The 21,249-nt window shown below is 48.9% G+C and carries 19 protein-coding genes; 18 read left to right on the top strand and 1 reads right to left on the bottom strand.

What is annotated here, in order from left to right; translation table 11 throughout:
* Positions 1-2: 2 nt before the first annotated feature.
* Both DW915_RS05090 and metE read left to right on the top strand, forming a co-directional pair.
* Entirely contained in the window at positions 3-902 is a 900-nt protein-coding gene (locus tag DW915_RS05090) for a LysR family transcriptional regulator (RefSeq protein ID WP_117814494.1), read from the top strand.
* A gap of 146 nt (positions 903-1,048) precedes the next feature.
* A complete protein-coding gene (gene metE, locus DW915_RS05095) occupies positions 1,049-3,322 on the top strand; it encodes a 5-methyltetrahydropteroyltriglutamate--homocysteine S-methyltransferase (RefSeq protein ID WP_118741729.1) in 2,274 nt (757 codons plus the stop codon).
* 4 nt (positions 3,323-3,326) lie between these two features.
* On the opposite strand, the gene DW915_RS05100 is transcribed toward metE, so the two are convergent.
* Complete coding sequence (locus tag DW915_RS05100; RefSeq protein WP_022461163.1) at positions 3,327-3,944, bottom strand: cyclic nucleotide-binding domain protein; 618 nt, start codon at positions 3,942-3,944, stop codon at positions 3,327-3,329.
* A 192-nt stretch (positions 3,945-4,136) separates the two neighbouring features.
* Here DW915_RS05100 and DW915_RS05105 point away from each other — a divergent pair, with 192 nt between their 5' ends.
* From DW915_RS05105 to DW915_RS05185, 16 genes are all read left to right on the top strand, one after another.
* Positions 4,137-5,468: an MATE family efflux transporter gene (locus tag DW915_RS05105; protein WP_118741712.1), complete on the top strand. Its 1,332-nt coding sequence runs from the start codon at positions 4,137-4,139 to the stop codon at positions 5,466-5,468.
* A 246-nt stretch (positions 5,469-5,714) separates the two neighbouring features.
* Positions 5,715-7,082 carry an MATE family efflux transporter gene (locus tag DW915_RS05115; protein WP_022461165.1) on the top strand — a complete coding sequence of 456 codons (1,368 nt, stop codon included), beginning with the start codon at positions 5,715-5,717 and terminating at the stop codon, positions 7,080-7,082.
* A 101-nt stretch (positions 7,083-7,183) separates the two neighbouring features.
* Complete coding sequence (locus DW915_RS05120; protein ID WP_022461166.1) at positions 7,184-8,734, top strand: Mur ligase family protein; 1,551 nt, start codon at positions 7,184-7,186, stop codon at positions 8,732-8,734.
* Positions 8,735-9,237: 503 nt separating this feature from the next.
* A complete protein-coding gene (locus DW915_RS05125; RefSeq protein WP_055219369.1) occupies positions 9,238-10,185 on the top strand; it encodes an L-lactate dehydrogenase in 948 nt (315 codons plus the stop codon).
* Positions 10,186-10,391: 206 nt separating this feature from the next.
* On the top strand, positions 10,392-11,189 hold the full coding sequence (locus DW915_RS05130; protein ID WP_022461168.1) for a CoB--CoM heterodisulfide reductase iron-sulfur subunit B family protein: 798 nt from the start codon (positions 10,392-10,394) through the stop codon (positions 11,187-11,189).
* Positions 11,186-11,569 carry a 4Fe-4S dicluster domain-containing protein gene (locus tag DW915_RS05135; protein ID WP_055219367.1) on the top strand — a complete coding sequence of 128 codons (384 nt, stop codon included), beginning with the start codon at positions 11,186-11,188 and terminating at the stop codon, positions 11,567-11,569. The genes DW915_RS05130 and DW915_RS05135 overlap by 4 nt, the downstream gene beginning before the upstream one ends.
* A gap of 33 nt (positions 11,570-11,602) precedes the next feature.
* A complete protein-coding gene (locus tag DW915_RS05140; protein WP_118741714.1) occupies positions 11,603-13,591 on the top strand; it encodes a CoB--CoM heterodisulfide reductase iron-sulfur subunit A family protein in 1,989 nt (662 codons plus the stop codon).
* Positions 13,582-14,034: a hydrogenase iron-sulfur subunit gene (locus DW915_RS05145; RefSeq protein ID WP_118741715.1), complete on the top strand. Its 453-nt coding sequence runs from the start codon at positions 13,582-13,584 to the stop codon at positions 14,032-14,034. Before DW915_RS05140 ends, DW915_RS05145 begins: the two co-directional genes overlap by 10 nt.
* Positions 14,019-14,987, top strand: a complete 969-nt coding sequence (locus tag DW915_RS05150; protein ID WP_022461172.1) for a 4Fe-4S dicluster domain-containing protein — start codon at positions 14,019-14,021, stop codon at positions 14,985-14,987. The genes DW915_RS05145 and DW915_RS05150 overlap by 16 nt, the downstream gene beginning before the upstream one ends.
* Before the next feature lie 3 nt (positions 14,988-14,990).
* Positions 14,991-16,016 (top strand): 4Fe-4S dicluster domain-containing protein, encoded by a 1,026-nt coding sequence (locus DW915_RS05155; RefSeq protein WP_118741716.1) that lies wholly within the window; start codon positions 14,991-14,993, stop codon positions 16,014-16,016.
* Positions 16,017-16,871 (top strand): FAD/NAD(P)-binding protein, encoded by an 855-nt coding sequence (locus tag DW915_RS05160; protein WP_022461174.1) that lies wholly within the window; start codon positions 16,017-16,019, stop codon positions 16,869-16,871.
* Positions 16,872-16,887: 16 nt separating this feature from the next.
* Complete coding sequence (locus DW915_RS05165) at positions 16,888-17,562, top strand: 4Fe-4S dicluster domain-containing protein (RefSeq protein WP_055219362.1); 675 nt, start codon at positions 16,888-16,890, stop codon at positions 17,560-17,562.
* Positions 17,563-17,576: 14 nt separating this feature from the next.
* Positions 17,577-19,187 (top strand): FAD-binding protein, encoded by a 1,611-nt coding sequence (locus DW915_RS05170; protein WP_118741717.1) that lies wholly within the window; start codon positions 17,577-17,579, stop codon positions 19,185-19,187.
* A 135-nt stretch (positions 19,188-19,322) separates the two neighbouring features.
* Entirely contained in the window at positions 19,323-20,165 is an 843-nt protein-coding gene (locus tag DW915_RS05175) for a fumarate hydratase (protein ID WP_022461177.1), read from the top strand.
* A 2-nt stretch (positions 20,166-20,167) separates the two neighbouring features.
* Positions 20,168-20,731 carry a Fe-S-containing hydro-lyase gene (locus DW915_RS05180; RefSeq protein WP_055227520.1) on the top strand — a complete coding sequence of 188 codons (564 nt, stop codon included), beginning with the start codon at positions 20,168-20,170 and terminating at the stop codon, positions 20,729-20,731.
* A 144-nt stretch (positions 20,732-20,875) separates the two neighbouring features.
* Positions 20,876-21,196, top strand: coding sequence for a hypothetical protein (locus DW915_RS05185; protein ID WP_022461179.1), 321 nt, complete (start codon positions 20,876-20,878; stop codon positions 21,194-21,196).
* Positions 21,197-21,249: the final 53 nt, after the last annotated feature.

The following is a 21,249-nucleotide window of genomic DNA, read 5'->3' on the forward strand; positions in this document are numbered from 1 at the left end:
GCTTGACACTGCAGCAGTTACGATATGTGGTAACCGTAGCGGAGATGGGAACCATCACAGAGGCGGCAAACCGGCTGTACATTTCCCAGCCGAGCCTTACAAATGCGATTCATGAACTTGAAAAAGAGATGAACCTTGTGATTTTCAACCGGACAAACAAGGGAATTACCCTCTCGAAGGAGGGAGATGATTTTCTTGGCTACGCGCGTCAGGTGCTTGAGCAGGCGGCGATCCTGGAGGATAAGTACAAGGGAAAAGACGGCGGAAAGAAACAGTTTTGCGTGTCGACGCAGCATTACTCCTTTGCTGTCAATGCGTTTGTAGATCTGATCCAGAAATATGGACAGAAGGAGTACGATTTCAGCCTCCGGGAGACACAGACGTACGAGATCATCGAGGATGTGGCGCGGATGCGCAGCGAGATTGGGATTCTGTTTTTAAACGATTTTAACGAAAAGGTGCTGACGAAGCTTTTAAAAGCGCAGGAACTGGAATTTCATCTTCTGTTTGTCGCAAGGCCGCACGTTTTCATCAGCAGAAATCATCCGCTGGCACAGCAGACGGTGATCACCAACGAAGAACTCGAAGAATATCCGTACCTCTCGTTTGAGCAGGGTGAGCACAATTCGTTCTACTTTTCTGAGGAAATCTTTTCGGCATCGGAGCGGAAGAAAAACATCCGCGTGCGCGACCGTGCCACGCTGTTCAACCTTCTGATCGGCCTGAACGGATATACCGTGTGCAGCGGCGTGATCGACGAAAACCTGAATGGAAAGGACATTATCGCCGTTCCGCTCGCCGATGAGAGCGAAATGCGGATCGGCTACATCACACATAAAAAAGGAAGACGCAGCAGCATTGGCGTTGCGTACCTGGAATGTTTAAAAAAATATCTGGAGTAAACAAAGAACAGGCTGTCCATAACTTGAAACTATGGGCAACCTGTTTTTTTCAGTATTTTTCAAATCGGAAACTGTCGCGTATAATACAGTTTGTCGAAAGGACAACAAACACTTTGGATGAAAACGAACAGGAAGAGGAGAAGGCTATGCAGACATCAGTGATTGGGTTTCCGAGAATCGGTACCCTGCGGGAATTAAAATTTGCTTCTGAAAAATATTTTCGGAACGAGATCAAAGCGGAGGAGCTGCTGCAGACAGCAAAAGATCTGCGGAAAGCACATTGGATGACACAGAAAGAGGCCGGAATTACGTTTATTTCCAGCAACGATTTTTCACATTACGATCTGGTACTCGATACGGCCGTACTGCTTGGAATCGTTCCAAAACGGTATCAGGAGCTGCAGTTATCCGCACTGGATACCTACTTTGCCATGGCAAGAGGATATCAGGGTACATCCGGTGATGTAAAAGCACTGGCAATGAAAAAATGGTTCAACACCAACTACCATTATATTGTACCGGAAGCAGAAGATGACACCGTCATCCATCTTTCCGCGTCCAAGCTTTTTGATGAGTATGCGGAGGCAAAAGAGCTTGGCATTGCGACAAAACCGGTTGTGATTGGAGCCTACACGATGCTGAAGCTTTGCAGATTCACCGGAGAAAAGAAAGCGGAGGATTTCATCGGGGATCTCACAGCAGCCTATCAGGAACTGCTGAAGGAGTGTCAGAAACAGCAGATTGCCTGGGTACAGTTTGATGAGCCGGCCCTTGTCCGCGATATGGATGCGCAGGATGTGGAGTTGTTCCACCGCCTTTATGACGCGGTTCTGCAGGAAAAAGGAAACTGCCGTGTTCTGGTGCAGACATATTTCGGTGATGTAAGGGATGTTTACCAGGATCTCACAGCAATGGATTTCGACGGAATCGGCCTTGATTTTCTGGAGGGAAAAGAGACGGTGCGCCTGATCGAAGCGTACGGCTTTCCGGCTGACAAAATCCTGTTTGCGGGACTTGTCAATGGAAAGAATATTTGGAAGAATCATTACGAGAAAACACTGCAGACGGTGAAAGGCCTGCAGGAAAAGAACATTTCTGTCGTACTTTCCACTTCCTGTTCTCTGCTTCATGTGCCTTACACGCTGAAGCATGAAACAAAGCTTCCAAAGGAATGCAGCGCTTATTTTGCTTTTGCGGAGGAAAAGCTGACGGAGCTGCAGGAACTTGGAGTTTTAGCAGACCTTGCGGACTATACAAAAGCGGAGAGTTATCAGAACAATCACAGACTTTTTGCGGAGAAGAGAGACTGTGAAAATGACGGGGTGCGTGAGCGCCTGTCCCGCATCACCGAACAGGATGCCGTACGTCTGCCGAAGCGGAGCGAGCGGCAGAAACTGCAGAAAGCGGAATTTGGCCTGCCGGAGTTTCCGGCCACAACGATCGGTTCCTTCCCGCAGACCAGGGATGTCAAAGCAAATCGTTCGGCTTACCGGAAAGGGGAAAAGACGAAGGAAGAGTACGAAGCCTTTAATCGTGCAAAAATTGCGGAGTGTGTTGCATGGCAGGAGGAGATCGGACTCGACGTGCTGGTACACGGCGAATATGAGAGAAATGATATGGTAGAGTACTTTGGCGAGGCGCTTGGCGGTTTCCTGTTCACAGAGAAGGGCTGGGTACAGTCGTATGGAACCCGCTGCGTAAAACCGCCGGTTATCTGGGGTGATGTATACCGTAAGAGTCCGATTACCGTTGCCTGGTCTGTTTATGCGCAGTCCCTGACGAAAAAAATCATGAAGGGAATGCTGAGCGGCCCGGTTACGATCCTCAACTGGTCGTTCCCGAGAGAAGATATCTCCATCAGGGAATCGATTTCTCAGATTGCCCTGGCGATCCGCGACGAGGTGCTCGATCTTGAGGCGAATGGAATCCGCATGATTCAGATCGACGAGGCTGCCCTTCGCGAGAAGCTGCCGCTGCGGAAATCAGACTGGTACAGCGAGTATCTTGATTTTGCCATCCCGGCATTCCGCCTGACACACAGCGGAGTCGAAGCGGAAACTCAGATTCACACCCATATGTGCTACAGTGAATTCACCGACATCATCCCGGCCATCGACGATATGGATGCGGATGTCATCACCTTTGAAGCATCGCGTTCGGATCTGCAGATTCTGGATTCCTTAAGAGAAAATCATTTTGAGACAGAGGTTGGACCTGGCGTTTATGACATTCATTCTCCGCGTGTTCCGTCTGTGGAGGAGATGGTGCAGAGCCTTACGGTGATGCTCACAAAAATTCCGAAAGAGAAACTGTGGGTCAACCCGGACTGCGGACTGAAAACAAGAGGTGTGCCGGAGGCAGATGCGGGCCTTCGGAATATGGTAAAAGCGGCAGAGGAAATCCGGAAAAAATTCAGTTAAATATTCAGCGAAGGCGGTAGGAGCCTTTGGATAGCTTCGTGAGCCGTCCCTCTTCCAGCAGTTTTTTTAAAACGCGCTGGAGCTGGCGGCGGCTGCAGTGGAGCTGCATGGCCATTTTTTCTACACCGGAAAAGGTCTGATCCGGGCAGCGCTTTGACAGATAGGAGAGGAATGCTTCCTCAAGCGTGGAAAAATTGGACTGAGAGCTGGAATAAAGCATCAGTTTTTCTGTGACGGAGGTTAAAAGATAACGTAAAAAGCGGTTGTCGTCAAGCAGAAACTCTTTGGCGGTGCCAAGCGGCAGGACAATGCAAAGCGCGGTGGTGCGTGCCTCAATCTGGTGCGTATCATCGCGCTTTCCGCAGAATTCCATATCGCCGATGCAGGTAAAGCTGTCGAGATAGCCGATCGGATAGCTGGTGCCGTCGGCGCGGTTGGCACTGATCTCAATGGAGCCGTTCACAAGAAATGAGAGATATTCCTCAGGGTTCAGTATGTCGAGGCGTTCTCCCTTTTCAAACTGGTACAGGGAAAAGGCGAGATCCGGGGTGTTAAAAAGCGACGGAATCTCATATTTCTGAAGATAAAAGTCCAGCAGAGCCGGATCAAAGATTCGTTTCATAGAAAAAATCCTCTCTTAAAGAATCTGTTTTTTCTTCCTTATTGTGACACATGACACAATAAAAAGCAAGAAAGTCTGCTAAGATACACGAGGACAAAAGGAAAGTTACAGTTCACTCAGCAGTGAAACACTTGCTGTTTCGCCGCGTGAGAAAGTGATTCAGGAAAAAGTGAGAAAAGGGGAGTTTTCAAAATGGAAAATGAATTGTTTGAGAAAACCAAAGTGTCAAAAGCATATATGACGCTCGCGCTCCCGGTCGTGCTCGGCATGGTGGTATCGCTGATCTATAATATGGTAGATACCTTCTTCATCGCGCGGACCGGAAACACCGCACTGATCGCCGGCGTATCGCTCGGCACGCCGATTTTCACGCTGATGATCGCACTCGGAGACATCTTCGGTGTCGGCGGCAGCTCCGTCATTTCGCGTCTCTTTGGCAAAAAAGAGTACGAGGACGGAAGAAGGATCAGTGTATTCTGCTTTTATGCGGCGATTGCTGTCGGCATTGTGGTCAGCATCATCCTGCTTGCGGCCAAACAGCCGATTCTTGGTCTTCTCGGCTGCGATGAGACGACGTGGCAGTATGCGGGGGACTATTACCAGTGGATTGCACTCGGCGCACCGTTTATCATTGTCCAGCTGACACCGAACAACCTGGTGCGCACCGAAGGTTTTGCCAAAGCATCCATGATCGGAACGATGATCGGAGCCGTGGTCAACATCATTCTCGACCCGGTTTTTATCTACACCCTTGGTCTGGGAGCGGCAGGTGCTGCGATTGCTACGGTGCTTGGCAATATCTGCGGCGATATTTTCTATGTGATTTTTATAATAAAGAAATGCCGTTATCTCTCCGTCGATTTCCGGAAACTGAAAGTGACCGGCGCGGAAGTCCTCGCCGTCCTTGCGATCGGCATTCCGGCCTCTGTCACCAACTTCATGCAGAGCATCGGCGTGACGCTGACGAACCGCTTTTTACAGCCGTATGGAACAGATAAAGTCGCAGCGATGGGAATTGCCCTCAAAATCATCATGATCTCCGTTCTTGTCATGGTTGGCTTTGCTTTCGGCGGACAGCCACTGGTCGGATACAACTATGGCGCAAAGAACAAAAAACGTTTCAACGAGACAATCCGTTTTGCCTTCCTTCTGGAAGTGCTGACCGGTGCCGGAATGGCGATTGTGCTCGGTGCGGCGGCTCCGCTTCTGGTGGGACTGTTCTTAAAAGATGCCAGTGTAATCACAGTCGCACAGCAGATTCTCCGTGTCCAGCTCATCGGCATGCCGTTTGTCGGTATTGTGCTTGCCTCCACCTGCATTTTCCAGGCGATTGGAAATGGGGCAGGCGCGCTGATTCTCTCTGCAGGACGTCAGGGCGTGATTTTTGCCATTGTCATTATCTGTGCATCAAAGATCGCCGGATTTTCCGGTGTTATTGCCTCCCAGCCGGTTTCGGATTTCCTGACGGCGCTTGTGGCAGTGATGATTCTGCTGCAGTGGAAGAAAAAAGCACTTGCAGATTAAAAATTTTGAAAAAAGCAGTAAAGCGGCTGCGGTCAGAGTTCCCAGGGTGGGAGCCGGCTGCAGCTGTTTTTGCGCATGCAGAAAATAAAACGATGTGCCCATGTCAAAAACACGTAAAAGTGACGAAAAACCGTCATGCAATTCGTCAGTATTACGGGATTGCATTCCGGGAGAACAAGATATAAAATGGCATGAGATTCGACAAAAAGGGGAAGCAAAAACATACGACAATAGGGAGGACATCACATGGCAACAAAGAAAAGTGCAGTAAAAGATCTGACAAACGGCAGCCCGGTAAAACTGATTCTGGGGTTTGCACTGCCGCTGCTGCTCGGCATGCTGTTCCAGCAGTTTTACAGCATGGTCGATACGATTATTGTAGGAAAATTCTTAGGCGCGAAAGCGCTCGCGGCTGTTGGCAGTACAGGTTCGATCAACTTCATGATCGTGGGATTCTGTATGGGAGTCTGCAACGGATTTGCGATTCCGGTTGCGCAGATGTTCGGTGCAGGAGATCGGAAAGCACTGTGCCGGTATGTAGGAAATGGAGCCGTCCTGGCCGGTATTCTTTCCGTGGTGATGACCGTTCTTGTCTGCATCTGGTGCCGCGACATTCTGATTCTGATGAAAACCCCGTCCGATATTCTGGACGGTGCATACGCTTACATCTTTGTTATTTTCCTCGGAATTCCGCTTATGGTGCTCTATAACCAGACATCAGCAATCATGCGGAGCCTCGGCGACAGCCGCTCCCCACTGATTTTCCTCGGTATCTCTTCAATACTGAATATCGTGCTAGATCTTGCTCTGGTCCGCCCGATGGGAGTAGCGGGAACCGCGTGGGCGACGATTATCGCGCAGGGAGTCTCTGGATTCCTGTGTCTCTTTTATATGAAGAAAAAATTCACCATCCTTGCTTTTACGAGAGAGGACTGGAAGCTGCACAAGCATTATGTGCTTAATCTGTGCAATATGGGAATCCCGATGGGACTGCAGTATTCAATCACCGCGATCGGAAGTGTTATTTTGCAGACCGCTGTCAACGGCCTTGGTTCCACTGCGGTTGCATCTGTTACGGCTGCCGGTAAAATTTCCATGTTCTGCTGCTGCCCGTTCGACGCGCTCGGCTCCACTATGGCGACGTATGCCGGACAGAACGTCGGTGCGAAGAAGATGGATCGTGTCAACACCGGTATTTTGACAAGTTCCATTATTGGAAGCGTGTATTCCGTGGTCATTTTAGGAGTTATGTTTCTGTGGTCCCGCCAGATTTCGCTTCTCTTTGTAGATGCATCCGAGACGGTCATCCTCGACCAGGCGCGTCAGATGCTGCTGATCAACATGGTATTTTACATTCCGCTGACCCTTGTCAATGTCGTACGCTTTACCGTGCAGGGCATGGGCTTCAGCAAATTTGCAATCCTTGCCGGCGTCTGCGAGATGATCGGCCGTTCGGTGGTAGCCTTTTTCCTGGTTCCGTATTTTGGTTACACCGCAGTCTGCTTCGCAAGCCCGGTGGCATGGATTCTCGCCGATCTGTTTCTCGTTCCGGCGTACCTGTACTGCGCAAAAACGCTTCGTTCTCTTTTTGAGAAAAATGCGCAGATGATGTAAGCCGTGCCGCAAGATGGACAAGCTGTTTCAATTCTGGTATAATGGAGCCTGGATTTTAGGAAAGCTGAAAAAGAATCCCATAGAAGAGAGGAAGATATCCTATGAAACAGTCGGTATTAGAATATAAGAAACTTCTGGAGCAGGAAGGCCTTCTGGTGGAATTTGCAGAGCCGGAAGGAAAAGAAGGAGAGGACAGACCAGTTACCCTCGTAACGTATTTTTCGGGCGGAGCGGATCAGGGAACGCTGTTTCTCTGCAAAGGAGCTGCATTCAAAGAGGCATACTTAAAAGACGCCGTAAACCGCGGTGCTGTTGCCTATGTAAGTGAAAAAAAATACGAAGCGGGAAAAGAAATTCCGGCACTCATCGTCAACGATGCCAGAAAAGCACAGTTTGTGCTGGGTGAGGCGTTTTACGATTATCCGGCAAAGTCGCTGCATGTCACGGCGCTGACCGGAACAAAAGGAAAGACAACGACAGCCTACTACCTGCAGTCGATGCTCGATGCCTGCCTGAAAAAACAGGGCGGAAACGGATGTGCACTGTTAAGTTCGATTGAATATTACGACGGAAAGACGAGAGAAGCATCAACGCTCACCACGCCGGAATCCCTGGAGCTGTGCCGCCATATGCGCAATGCCGTAGATGCAGGCCTTTCTCATATGGTGATGGAAGCATCCTCCCAGGCGCTCAAATACGAGAGAGTCGGAAACACGCATTTTGATACCGCCATTTTCCTGAACATTTCCAAGGACCACATCAGCCCGACGGAGCACAAGGATTTTGATGATTATTTCCAGTCGAAATTAAAGATCTTCGACCGCTGCACCTGCGCCTGCGTGAACCTGGACAGCGACCATATCGAGGAAATCCTGAAAGCTGCGGCAAAATGTGAGCGCGTCGTTACGTTTGGATCGAAAGAAAATGCTGTAATCCGTGTGAGTGATATCAAGCCGGGCAGAGGAAAATTCTATTTTCATGTGGCAGGACCGGATTTCTCGGAAGATTTTACCCTGCCGGTGCACGGAGTCTTCAATGTGGAGAATGCCGTAGCTGCCATTGCGGCTGCCTGGTCGATGGGAATCCCGGTTTCGCTGATCAAGGAAAGCCTCCTTGGCGTCACCGTTCCGGGAAGGATGGAGACGTACGAGAGCAGCGCGGGCGAGGTCACGGCGATCGTGGATTTCGCGCACAATGGCCTGAGTTTTGAAAAAATGTTTGATACCGTAGCACTCGAATACCCGGGAAGCCGCGTAAGCGTTGTGTTCGGAACCCCGGGCGGAAAAGCATTCAACCGCAGAAAAGATATGGGTGAGATTTCCGGAAAACGGGCGGACCGGATTTTCCTCGTACCGGATGATCCGGGAAACGAAGATCCGCAGGCGATCTGTGAGGAGATCGGCGGGTACATAGCAAAGGAAGGTGCATCCTTCCAGATCCGCATGGACCGCGGAGCAGCAATCCGGGAGGCGATTCTTGGCGCCGTACCGGGAGAGGTTGTTCTGATCCTTGGAAAAGGCGCGGACGTGACGATGCACGTCGGAAACGGAAATGTGCCGTACCGGTCAGATGCCGTCTATGCAAAAGAGGCGCTTGCCGAATATGGAAATGCATTTGCCGAAGCGGCAACGGCTCGTGAAACAGAAGAATAGAAGCAAAAACAGAAAAAACAGAGCAAAAAAGACACGGAACAGAAAAATCCGTGTCTTTTTTGCGTCTGGCGGCAGCAGAAATGAAAATCAGACAGGAAATTTGGCGGATACATCCTACAAAATGTAGAAAAGAAGGACAGAAACTAGCCCGTATGACGAAAAGTTGTTAAAAATATAACGAACGAAAGTTAGACGTGTGAAACTAAACACAGAAAGCAAAAACCCGGGAACCATGCGGAAAAAGACGAATTCTGCGGGATGAAGGACAAAGCTGTAAGTTTTTGGAAAGAATTCTTGTGAAAAAGAACAAAAAATGGTATAATTGTATTGAAATATATCCAGAACACCCCTTCTGGAAGCGTACGGGCTCAGTGAGAAAAAAGATTTCACGAAAATGCTCGAAAAAAACACTTGTTAAATTCTTGTCATAGTGCTATGATAAGGAAAGTGAAAAATTTATCAATCACAAAAACCAACTAGGGGTATTTTAGAAAGGAGTATTTATGAGCAGCAAGATTACCATCATTGGAGCTGGAAGCGTTGGATCTACGATCGCCTATACACTGTCGAACGAAGACATCGCGTCTGAGATTGTTCTCATCGATATTAACAAGAAAAAAGTAGAGGGAGAGGTTATGGATATCGCGCAGGGTACCTGCTTCCGCGATCCGGTCTCCATCATCGCAGGTGAGTATGAGGATGCCAAGGACTCTGATATCGTAATTATTACTTCCGGTATTGCAAGAAAGCCTGGCCAGACCCGTATTGAGCTGACCCAGACCAACGTAAACATCTTAAAATCCATCACACCGGAAATCGTAAAAGCGGCTCCGAATGCCATCTACATCATTGTAAGCAACCCGGTTGATATCATGACCTACGTGTTTACAAAGATCTCCGGACTTCCGGAAAACCAGATCCTTGGTTCTGGTACCATGCTGGATTCCGCGAGACTTCGCTGCGGACTGTCTGAACACCTCAACATTGCCCAGAAAAACATCCACGCTTACGTATTCGGTGAGCACGGCGATACTTCCTTCATTCCGTGGAGCGGCGCTTACGTTTCCGGTGTCAGTCTGGACGAGTACTACGAGACCGTAGAAAAAATGGGCAGGAACGTAACCAAGATCGACAAAGATGCTATGCTGGAGTACGTAAGAACTTCCGGCGGACAGGTTATTGCAAACAAAGGAGCTACTTTCTATGCAGTATCTGTTGCAGTATGCAAACTGGTAGCAACCATTCTTTCTTCTTCCGATTCTGTAGCAACCGTATCTTCCATGATGCACGGTGAGTACGGCATCGAGGATGTATGCTTAAGCACACTGACCCTCGTTGGACCGAAAGGCGTACAGGGCAAGATTCCGATGCGTATGACAAAAGAGGAAGTAGAAAAACTCAAAGCAAGTGCCGACGCATTAAAAGCAGTTATCGCACAGATCGAGCACTAAGAGCGGGCAATAAGCTCAAAACATAAAATTTATGGCAGTGGCAGAAAGTGCGAAAGAGCGGTATCTCCCACTGCCTTAACGTGCGCCTGAAGAAATTTTCCGCCGGGTGTACATAAAAAGAGTACCGGAAACTTTTCCGGTGCCGGACAGAAGATACCGCAGGAAAAATGGAAACCAACAGGAGCAAGTAAGAAAGGAGCAATTCCATGACCTACAGTTATTTTCCGGGCTGTACGCTGAAGAACAAAGCAAAAGATCTGGATCATTATGCCAGAGAGTGCGCAAAAGTTCTGGGATTTGAACTGGAAGAAATTGAAAACTGGCAGTGCTGCGGAGCTGTGTATCCACAGGCATCCGATGAAATCGCCACAAAACTTTCTTCGGTTCGCGCCTTAGCAGACGCCAAAGAAAAAGGACAGGATCTGATCACAGTCTGTTCCGCCTGTCATCACGTGATCAAACGCGTAAACGATGACATGGCGAATGTAGAAGACATTCAGACAAAAGTAAACAACTACATGGCTCTTTCCGAGCCATATCTTGGCGAAACGAAAGTACTTCATTATCTGGAAGTGCTGCGTGACGTCGTTGGATTTGACAAGATCAAAGAGAAAGTGGTAAACCCATTAAAAGGAAGAAAAATCGGCGCATATTACGGCTGTATGCTGCTTCGTCCGAGCACCACAATGCAGTTTGACGATCCGGAAAATCCGACAATCATTGAAGACTTTATCAAGGCCCTTGGCGCAACACCGGTCGTATATCCGATGAGAAATGAGTGCTGCGGCGGCTACATATCCCTCAAAGAAAAGAAAATGGCATCCAACATGGTAGACCAGATCATGGCATCCGCATCCTACAAAGGAGCAGAAGAACTGATCACTGCATGTCCGCTTTGCATGTACAACCTGCGCAATAACGGAACAAAAGAAGGTCTTCCGGTTACCTACTTTACCGAGCTTCTTGCAGAAGCACTCGGCATCAAAGAGGAGGTGCAGGCATGAAAATTGCAACATCCGATGAAATCCGTGCCATCGCCGGTGTGGATACCAGAAAATGTATGAAATGCGGTAAATGTTCCGCATCCTGTCCTGCTTATAACGAAATGGACATCCGTCCGCATCAGTTTGTATCTTACGTACAGAACGGCGATGTGGAAGCACTGATGAACTCCAAGTCCATCTGGAAATGCCTCTCCTGCTTCGCATGTGTAGAGCGCTGTCCAAGAGACGTAAAACCTGCCAAACTGATCGAGGCAGTTCGTCTTTCCGTGATCCGTCAGAGAGGAGAGAATTATCTTTCTCCGGATGAAATTCCGGCTCTTCTGGATGATGAGACTCCGCAGCAGCTTCTGATGAGTGCATTCCGTAAATATAGAAAGTAAAAAACAACCCATCCACAGAAAGGTGAGAGAAAAGTGCAAAGAATAGGAGTATTTGTCTGCCACTGCGGTACAAATATTGCGGCTACGGTTGATGTCAAAAAAGTTGTTGACGTCATCAGCAAAGAGCCGGGTGTTGTTCATGCAGAGGATTATCAGTATATGTGTTCCGAAACGGGTCAGCAGAAAGTGATCGATGCCATTCAGAACGAGCATCTGACCGGCGTTGTCATCTGTTCCTGCTCTCCGCGTATGCATGAAGGAACGTTCCGCAAAGCAGCAGAAAAAGCGGGCCTGAACCCGTATCAGCTGGAGATTGCAAACATTCGTGAGCAGTGTTCCTGGATTCATAAAGACATGGAAGAGGCTACCGAGAAGGCCGTAATTCTGGCCCGTGCAGCCGTTGCTAAAGTTATGCTGGATACCCCGCTTACCCCGGGCGAGAGCCGCGTTGTAAAACGTGCGCTGGTGATCGGAGGCGGTATCGCAGGTATTCAGACTGCACTGGATATCGCAGATGCAGGCTATGAAGTAGATATCGTAGAGAAGACCCCGAGTATCGGCGGAAGAATGTCACAGCTTGACAAGACATTCCCGACCCTCGACTGTTCTTCCTGTATCCTGACTCCTCGTATGGGAGAGGTAAACGCGCATGAGAAGATCAACATCTATACCTACAGTGAGGTAGAGAGCGTTGGCGGATTCGTCGGTGATTTCAAAGTAGACATCCGTAAGAAAGCAAGATACGTAGATATGGACAAATGTACCGGATGCGGACTCTGTCAGGAGAAATGTCCTTCCAAGAAGAACCTGAGCGAGTTCAACAGAGGCTTGTCCAACCGTACTGCAATCTACACACCGTTCGCACAGGCAGTTCCGAACGTACCGGTTATTGATACTGCAAACTGTATCCACTTCAAAACCGGAAAATGCGGTATCTGCTCCAAAGTCTGTGCAGCAGGTGCAGTAAACTACGACCAGAAAGATGAAGTAATCACCAGAGAGTACGGCGCAATCGTTGTGGCAACTGGTTTCGATACCATCAGTCTGGACAAGTTTGACGAATATTATTACAACCAGAGCAAAGACGTAATTACCTCCCTTGAGATGGAGCGTCTGATGAATGCTGCCGGCCCGACAGGCGGTAAAGTAGTACGTCTTTCCAATGGCGAGCATCCGAAGGATATCGTATTTATCCAGTGCGTCGGCTCCCGTGACGTAACCTGCAGAGGAAAGAGCTATTGCTCCAAGATCTGCTGTATGTACACCGCAAAACAGGCCATGCTGGTGCGTGACCATTATCCGGATGTCAATGTACATGTCTTCTACATTGATGTTCGTACCCCGGGTAAGAACTTCGATGAGTTCTACCGCCGTGCAGTAGAAGAGTTTAGTGTAGATTATATCAAGGGTCAGGTAGGAAAAGTATCTGAGGCTCCGAACGGACGTCTTCTGGTACAGGGATCCGACCTTCTGGACAACCGTCAGATCAAGATGGAAGCAGACCTTGTTGTCCTTGCAACGGCAATTGAGCCGAGTAAAGATGCAAGAAAACTGGCTACCATGCTGACTGCAAGTATGGATACCAACGACTTCTTTACCGAGGCACACGCAAAACTGCGTCCGGTAGAGTCTCCGACCGCAGGAGTTTTCCTCTCCGGTGTATGCCAGGGACCGAAAGATATTCCGGAAACCGTTGCACAGGCTGGAGCAGCTGCTGTCAAAGTAGTCGGACTGCTTGCAAAAGACAAACTGACCACCAACCCGTGTACAGCAGAATCCAATCCGCTGTTCTGTAATGGATGTGCATCCTGTGAAAAAGTCTGCCCATACGGCGCGATTTCTTACGAAGATCGTCAGGTCAACGACCACGGAATCCGCGAAACCAGACATGTGGCAGTCGTTAACGGCGCACTTTGCCATGGATGTGGTGCATGTACCGTTGCATGTCCGTCCGGTGCTATGGACCTGAAAGGATTCTCCAATAGACAAATTCTCGCGGAGGTAGATGCAATATGCCGATAGATAACAACGAAAACAAAGAATTTAAGCCAGTCATCGTGGCATTCTGCTGCAACTGGTGCTCCTACGCAGGAGCAGACCTGGCAGGTTCCAGCCGTCTTTCCTATCCGGCAGACGTAAAGATCATCCGTGTTCCATGTTCCTGCCGTGTCAATCCGCTCTTCATTTTAAGAGCATTCCAGAAGGGCGCTGACGGAGTCATCCTCTGCGGATGCCATCCGGGAGACTGCCATTACAGTACAGGAAACTATTATGCAAGAAGACGTATGACCCTGCTGTTCTCCATGCTCGATTACATTGGTGTTGAGAACGGACGTACCCGTGTGGAGTGGGTATCCGCCGCAGAAGGTGTGAAATTCTCCCAGACCATGAACGAGTTCATTGAGCAGGTGAGAAGTCTTGGTAAGAATGTCAGATTGGAGGATTTACGATGCAAGAAAAATTAGTATCCCGCGCAAAAGAGCTTCTGTCTGACGGTACCGTAGTCCGTGTTCTTGGCTGGAGAAAAGGCGATACAGATTTCAGCGCAGAGCCTGCATTTTTTGAAAGTGCCGAGAGTCTTGACGAATTTACCTATGACGGATTCTGTGGTGCCAACTTAAGCAAATACATGATTAAAGCATCAAAAGAAGAAGGAAAAACACTCGTTTTCTTAAAACCGTGTGATACTTACAGCTTTAATCAGTTAATCAAAGAGCATCGTGTGGATCGCGAGAAAACCTACATCGTTGGTGTAGGATGCGACGGAAAACTCGATATCGAGAAAATCCGTGAAGCAGGCTGCAAGGGTATTACCGCTGTAACAGAGGACGGCGATACCATCAAAGTTGCAACGGTTTATGGTGACAAAGAGCTGAAAAGAGAGGATGTCATCCTCGAGAGATGCAAAGCCTGCAAGGGTGGAAAACATGTAGCATACGATGAGCTTGCAGAAGGCTGTGACGAGGAAAAACCGGCAAAAGAAGGCCGTTTCGAACTGGTTGAAAAGCTCGAGGCAATGGCTCCGGAAGAACGGTTCGCATTCTGGCAGAATGAGCTTTCCCGCTGTATCCGCTGTAATGCATGCCGCAACGTATGTCCGGCCTGCAGCTGTATCAAATGCGTATTTGACAATGATCGTTACGATACTGCACAGAAAGCAAACACTACGACATTTGAGGAGCAGATGTTCCACATCATCCGTGCATTCCACGTTGCCGGACGCTGCACGGACTGCGGCGAGTGTTCCCGCGTATGTCCGCAGCATATTCCGCTGCACCTTCTGAATCGTAAATTCATCAAAGATATCGATGAGTTCTACGGAGAGTATCAGGCAGGAGAAGACACAGACAGCCGTGCACCGCTCACCAACTTCACACAGGAAGATGTAGAGCCAAGTATCGTCAAGGAAAGGGGTTAAGGGATGTATCAGATTAGCAGAGAAAAAATGCCGGAGCTCCTTGCCGCTGTTGCAAAGGAGATGGATCTTTTCCTTCCGGTACAAAACAATGGAATTACCAATTTCGGTTTCTGGACTGAGGACGCGAAAGTGGATCTCGATACCTTAAAAACCGTAAAATCCCCAAAAGACGCCTTTTTCCCGCAGAGTGAAGTTCTTTACTCCTGCTATCAGAAGGCAAACAAGACCAGCATCGAGCCGGCAGCATTAAAAGACGCACCGTTTGCTATTTTCGGCGTTCGTCCGTGCGATGTCAGAGCGTTCGATGTTCTGGACCGCGTTTTCTTAAGCGAGCCTGCAGACGTTTACTATGCAGCAAGAAGAGAGCACGGCATCGTTGTTTCCCTGGCTTGTCATGAGCCGGAAGACAGCTGCTTCTGTAAAACCTTCGGCATCGATGCTGCAGAACCGGCAGCAGATGTTGCTATGTGGCAGGTAGCTGACGGTTATGCATGGGAAGCAAAAACCGAAAAAGGCCAGAAACTGACCGAGCTGGTAAAAGCTTACCTGACCGAGCAGGATCTTACCAAAGAAGTAGAGGCTGAGAAAGAAGCAATCCGTACCCTGATCGACAAGATGCCAAACAGCAACCTTTCCCTCGAGGGATGGGGCGTTGGCAAGACAAAAGAACGTTTTGACGATCCGAAGTGGAAAGAACTTTCCGATGCCTGCTTAGGCTGCGGAACCTGTACGTTCTCCTGCCCGACCTGCCAGTGCTACGATATCAAAGACTTTAACACCGGAAACGGTGTACAGCGTTACCGCTGCTGGGATTCCTGCATGTACTCTGATTTCACCATGATGGCAGCAGGAAACAACCGTACCACACAGCTGCAGCGTTTCCGTCAGCGTTTCATGCACAAACTGGTATACTTCCCGGACAACAACGACGGAATGTATTCCTGCGTCGGATGTGGACGCTGCGTAGAGAAATGCCCGCAGTCGCTGAACATTGTCAAAGTAATCAAACGCATGGGAGGTACCAAGTAAATGTGCAATTGTAGTTGTGGAAGCGAAGAAAAGAAAAACGCTTTGCTGCCCCAGGTCGGTATCATCACAGATATCCGCCGCGAAACACCGGACGTAAAAACATTCCGTATCGTTCGTCCGGACGGCACCAAGCTGTTTGAACATATGCCTGGCCAGTGCGCAATGCTCTGTGTACCGGGTGTCGGAGAGGCACTGTTTTCCATTACCTCTTCCCCGACAAACAAAGAGTACCAGGAGTTCTCCATCAAGGAGTGCGGTACTTTAACAAACTATCTTCACAATATGTCCGTAGGAGATGAAATCCTGGTTCGTGGACCGTACGGAAATCATTTCCCGGTAGAAACTGTATTAAAAGGACAGGACCTGCTGTTCATCGCCGGCGGTATCGGACTTGCTCCGCTGCGTTCCGTGATCAATTACGTACTGGACAATCGTGATAACTACGGTACCGTAGATATCGTTTACGGTTCCCGTTCCAAAGACGATCTGGTACAGTTAAAAGAGATCCAGGAAGTATGGGCGAAAGCAAAAGATGTCAACGTGCATCTGACGATTGACCGTGAGCAGGAAGGCTGGGACGGCCATGTAGGATTCGTTCCGAATTATGTGAAAGAACTGAACATGTCCGTTGACAAAACAGCTCTGATCTGCGGACCGCCGATCATGATCAAATTTGTTCTTCAGGGACTTCAGGAACTGGGCTATGAGAAAACACAGGTTTACACCACTTTGGAGCTTCGTATGAAATGCGGTATCGGAAAATGCGGCCGCTGCAACATCGGAGATAAATACGTCTGCAAGGACGGCCCTGTTTTCCGCTGCGACGAGATTGACGAATTACCGAACGAATATTAAACGGAGGTTGAAGAAAATGCAGGAAATGGTAAATATTTACGTTTACGGCAAGAAGTATTCCGTACCTGGCGATCTGACCATTATGACCGCTATGGAGTATGCCGGATATCAGTTAAAACGCGGATGCGGATGCCGTCACGGATTCTGCGGTGCATGTGCGACCATCTACAGAATCAAAGGAAAGAATGAGCTGAAAACCTGTCTGGCATGTCAGACACAGGTAGAAGACGGTATGTATATCGCAAGCCTTCCGTTCTATCCGATCGACAAGAGAACCTACGATATCGAAGAGATCAGCGCAGAGCAGAGAGTCATGATGGATCTGTATCCGGAAATCTACAGCTGCGTTGGATGTAATGCATGTACCAAAGGATGTCCTCAGGATCTGAACGTTATGCAGTATATCGCATACGCACAGAGAGGCGACTTCAAAAAATGTGCAGAAGAGTCCTTCGACTGCATCGGCTGCGGAATCTGCGCATCCCGCTGTCCGGCCGGAATCTCCCATCCGATGGTAGGAGAGCTGGCAAGACGTCTGAACGGAAAGTACATTGTTCCGAAAGCAGAGCATTTGAAAAACCGTGTAGAAGAGATTCACGAAGGTAAATTCGATGATCTGATTGAACAGGTGATGGGTAAACCAATCGATGAAATCCAGGAACTCTACAATAACCGTGAGATCGAGAAATAAGGAGGGAAATTCGAATGTACACACTGGCTAATATGCAGGAATCCATCAAAAAGGTGGAAGCTACCAGAGCCCAGAGAATGGCAAATGAGCCAAGAAGAATGACAGCGGATGAGAAAGATGCCCTTCTTGCAGCATATCATCCGGACTATAAAGAGGAAGGCTTCATTACCCTGAAAGTCGGCCCGAACAAAGGTGAGAAAGTTCCGACAGAGCTCGGCTATCTGCTGGAGTCCAACAGCCGTATTTTAGGTGTTGATATTGACCTTGACAAAGTAGATTACGACGTAGACGTACTCGTTATCGGTGCCGGCGGAGCAGGTTCTTCTGCAGCGATCGAAGCACACGAGGCTGGCGCAAACGTTATGATTACCACCAAACTGAGAATTGGTGATGCAAACACCATGATGGCAGAAGGTGGAATCCAGGCAGCGGACAAAGAAAACGATTCCCCGGCACAGCATTATCTGGATGCGTTCGGCGGCGGACACTTTGCTGCAAGACCGGAACTGCTCCGCAAACTGGTTATGGAAGCTCCGGATGCAATCTCCTGGCTGGAAAACCTGGGCGTTATGTTTGATAAAGATGAGAATGGCCGTATGGTAACTACGCACGGCGGCGGAACTTCCAGAAAACGTATGCATGCATGCCGTGACTACTCTGGAGCAGAGATCATGAGAACACTGCGTGATGAAGTCATCAACCGCGGTATTCCGGTGATCGAGTTCTCTTCCGCAGTAGAGCTGATCAAAGACGATAAGGGACAGGTTGCAGGTGCTGTTCTCCAGAACATGGAGACTGGCGAGTACCAGGTAGCAAAGGCAAAAACCGTTATCATCGCAACAGGTGGTGCGGGACGTCTTCACTACAACAACTTCCCGACATCCAACCATTACGGTGCAACCGCTGACGGTCTGATCCTTGGATACCGTGCAGGCGCTCCGCTTCTGTATCAGGATACCATTCAGTACCATCCGACCGGAGCTGCTTACCCGGCTCAGATCTTCGGTGCTCTGGTAACCGAGAAAGTACGTTCTCTGGGCGCAATGCTCGTAAACGTAGACGGCGAAGCATTCATGCATCCGCTGGAAACCCGTGATGTATCTGCAGCAAGCATCATCCGCGAGTGCTCCGACGACCGCAACGAGGGCGTTGAGACTCCGCAGGGCAAGGCTGTATGGCTGGATACCCCGATGATCGATCTGCTTCACGGAGAAGGAACCATCGAGAAGAGAATCCCGGCTATGTTCCGTATGTTCATGCAGTATGGTATCGATATGAGAAAAGAGCCGATTCTGGTTTATCCGACCCTGCATTATCAGAACGGCGGTCTGGAAATCAACGGCGAAGGCTTCACCAATACGGTAAACAACCTGCTTGTAGCAGGCGAGGCTGTCGGAGGAATCCACGGAAGAAACCGTCTGATGGGCAACTCTCTGCTTGACGTTATTGTATTTGGCCGCGATGCAGGAAAAGCTGCCGCAGCAAAAGCAAAAGACGTAACGCTTGGCAAGATGAATCTGGATCACGTTGAGAAATACGCTGAGACCTTAAAAGAGGCAGGTATTGATACCGGTATGGTATCTCCGCAGCTTCTGCCGGATTATGCAGGTAAAAGACACCTGTAAAATGCAGTAACCGCGAAAAAGCGTGTCGGAAGGGGGCGGCGTTTAAAAGCCGCTTCCGGGACACGCTTTCCGTGCTGAAATCCAAAAGGTTTTCGGTACGATAAATCATAGAAGTAAAGAAAGGTGGAGAACCCCATGCGTGAAATTCAGGCTAGTACCATTACGGATGTGGTAGAGAAACTTTGTATCGAAGCAAACTACCATCTTCCGGAAGACGTAAAATGTGCCATCACAGGCTGCCGTGCCTGCGAGGATGGCGAGATTGCAAAAGGTGTTCTGGACAAAATCGTAGAAAATTATGAGATCGCAGACGCACAGAACGTGCCGATCTGCCAGGATACTGGAATGGCATGTGTTTTCCTGGAAATCGGACAGGATGTGCACATCGCAGGAGGAGATCTTGCAGAGGCAGTCAACGAAGGTGTCAGAAGAGGATATGACAAAGGATACTTAAGAAAATCCGTTGTCAAAGATCCGGTCAGAAGAGGAAACACCGGCGACAATACACCGGCTATGCTCTACACCGAGATCGTTCCTGGCGAGCAGATCAAAGTTACCGTAGGCCCGAAAGGCTTCGGAAGCGAAAATATGAGTATGATCCGTATGTTCAAACCGTCCGCAGGTCTTCAGGGAATCAAGGATTTCATCCTGGAAGTTGTTGAGACAGCAGGCCCGAACCCATGCCCGCCTATGGTAGTCGGCGTTGGTATCGGCGGAACCTTCGATAAATGTGCACTGCTTGCGAAAAAAGCACTGATGCGCCCGATCGATTCCGAGAACCCGGATCCGTTCTACGCAGATCTGGAAAAAGAAATGCTGGAGAAAGTCAACAAACTCGGCATCGGACCGCAGGGCTTTGGCGGAAAGACCACAGCCATCGGCCTCAACATTGAGACAATGCCGACTCATATCGCGGGAATGCCGTGTGCAGTCAACATCAACTGCCATGTTACCCGTCATAAAACGGAGGTGATCTGATCATGGAAAAACATATTCAGCTGCCTTTAACAGAAGAACTGGCAAAAACACTGCATGCCGGAGATACCGTATATCTTTCCGGAACCATCTATACCTCCCGTGACGCAGGCCACAAGAGAATGTGCGAAGCGCTCGCAAGAGGAGAAAAAATCCCGTTTGATCCGACAGACGCTACGATTTACTACGTAGGACCGACCCCTGCAAAACCAGGTCAGGTCATCGGAAGTGCCGGCCCTACCACCAGCGGTCGTATGGATGCTTATGCTCCGACGATGATGTCTGTAGGTGCAAGAGGAATGATCGGTAAAGGTGCACGTCTTCCAGAAGTTGTAGAAGCCATGAAGAAATATCATGGTGTATATTTCGGAGCCATCGGCGGAGCCGGCGCACTGCTTGCAAAATGCATCAAAAAAGCAGAGCTGATCGCATACGAAGATCTTGGCGCAGAAGCACTTCGCCGTCTGGAAGTAGAAGATATGCCACTGTTTGTTATTATCGACAGCTACGGAAACAATCTGTATGAGATGGGAAGAAAAGAATACTTAGAAGCGCATAAAGAAGACTAAAGGTTACATTTGTAACGACGAAATACAAGAGAGACCATAGACCTGTCTGATTATTTCAGACAGGTCTTAAGCTGAAAAGACATCAGGGCATTAACACTTGCAAGCGACTTTCGGCAGAAAAAGAAATGAAAGAGGAAGAAAAACATGACTGTAGAAATGATAAGCCACTTACTGGAAGCACTGATGATCCTGTGCTTTGGCCTGTCCTGGCCGCTGTCCATTTATAAATCCTGGACTTCAAGAACAGCAAAAGGAAAGAGCCTTTACTTTGAGGTGTTCATCTGGATCGGATATATTTTCGGTATTGCCAACAAATTTATCAGCTATATGAACAACCCGGACAAAGACTGGATCTTTTTCCTTGCATGGGCTTTCTATTTCCTGAACATTGCAGAAATCACTGTAGATATGGTGCTGTACTTCCGCAATGTGAAGCTGGATAAGAAAAGAGAAGCAGAGAAATAAAAAGCAGCGGAATACAGTTAAACTTATAGAATCCCCGGCGGTGCGGCATTTGA

Source organism: Blautia sp. AM42-2 (assembly GCF_003480245.1).
GTDB lineage: Bacteria > Bacillota > Clostridia > Lachnospirales > Lachnospiraceae > Fusicatenibacter > Fusicatenibacter saccharivorans.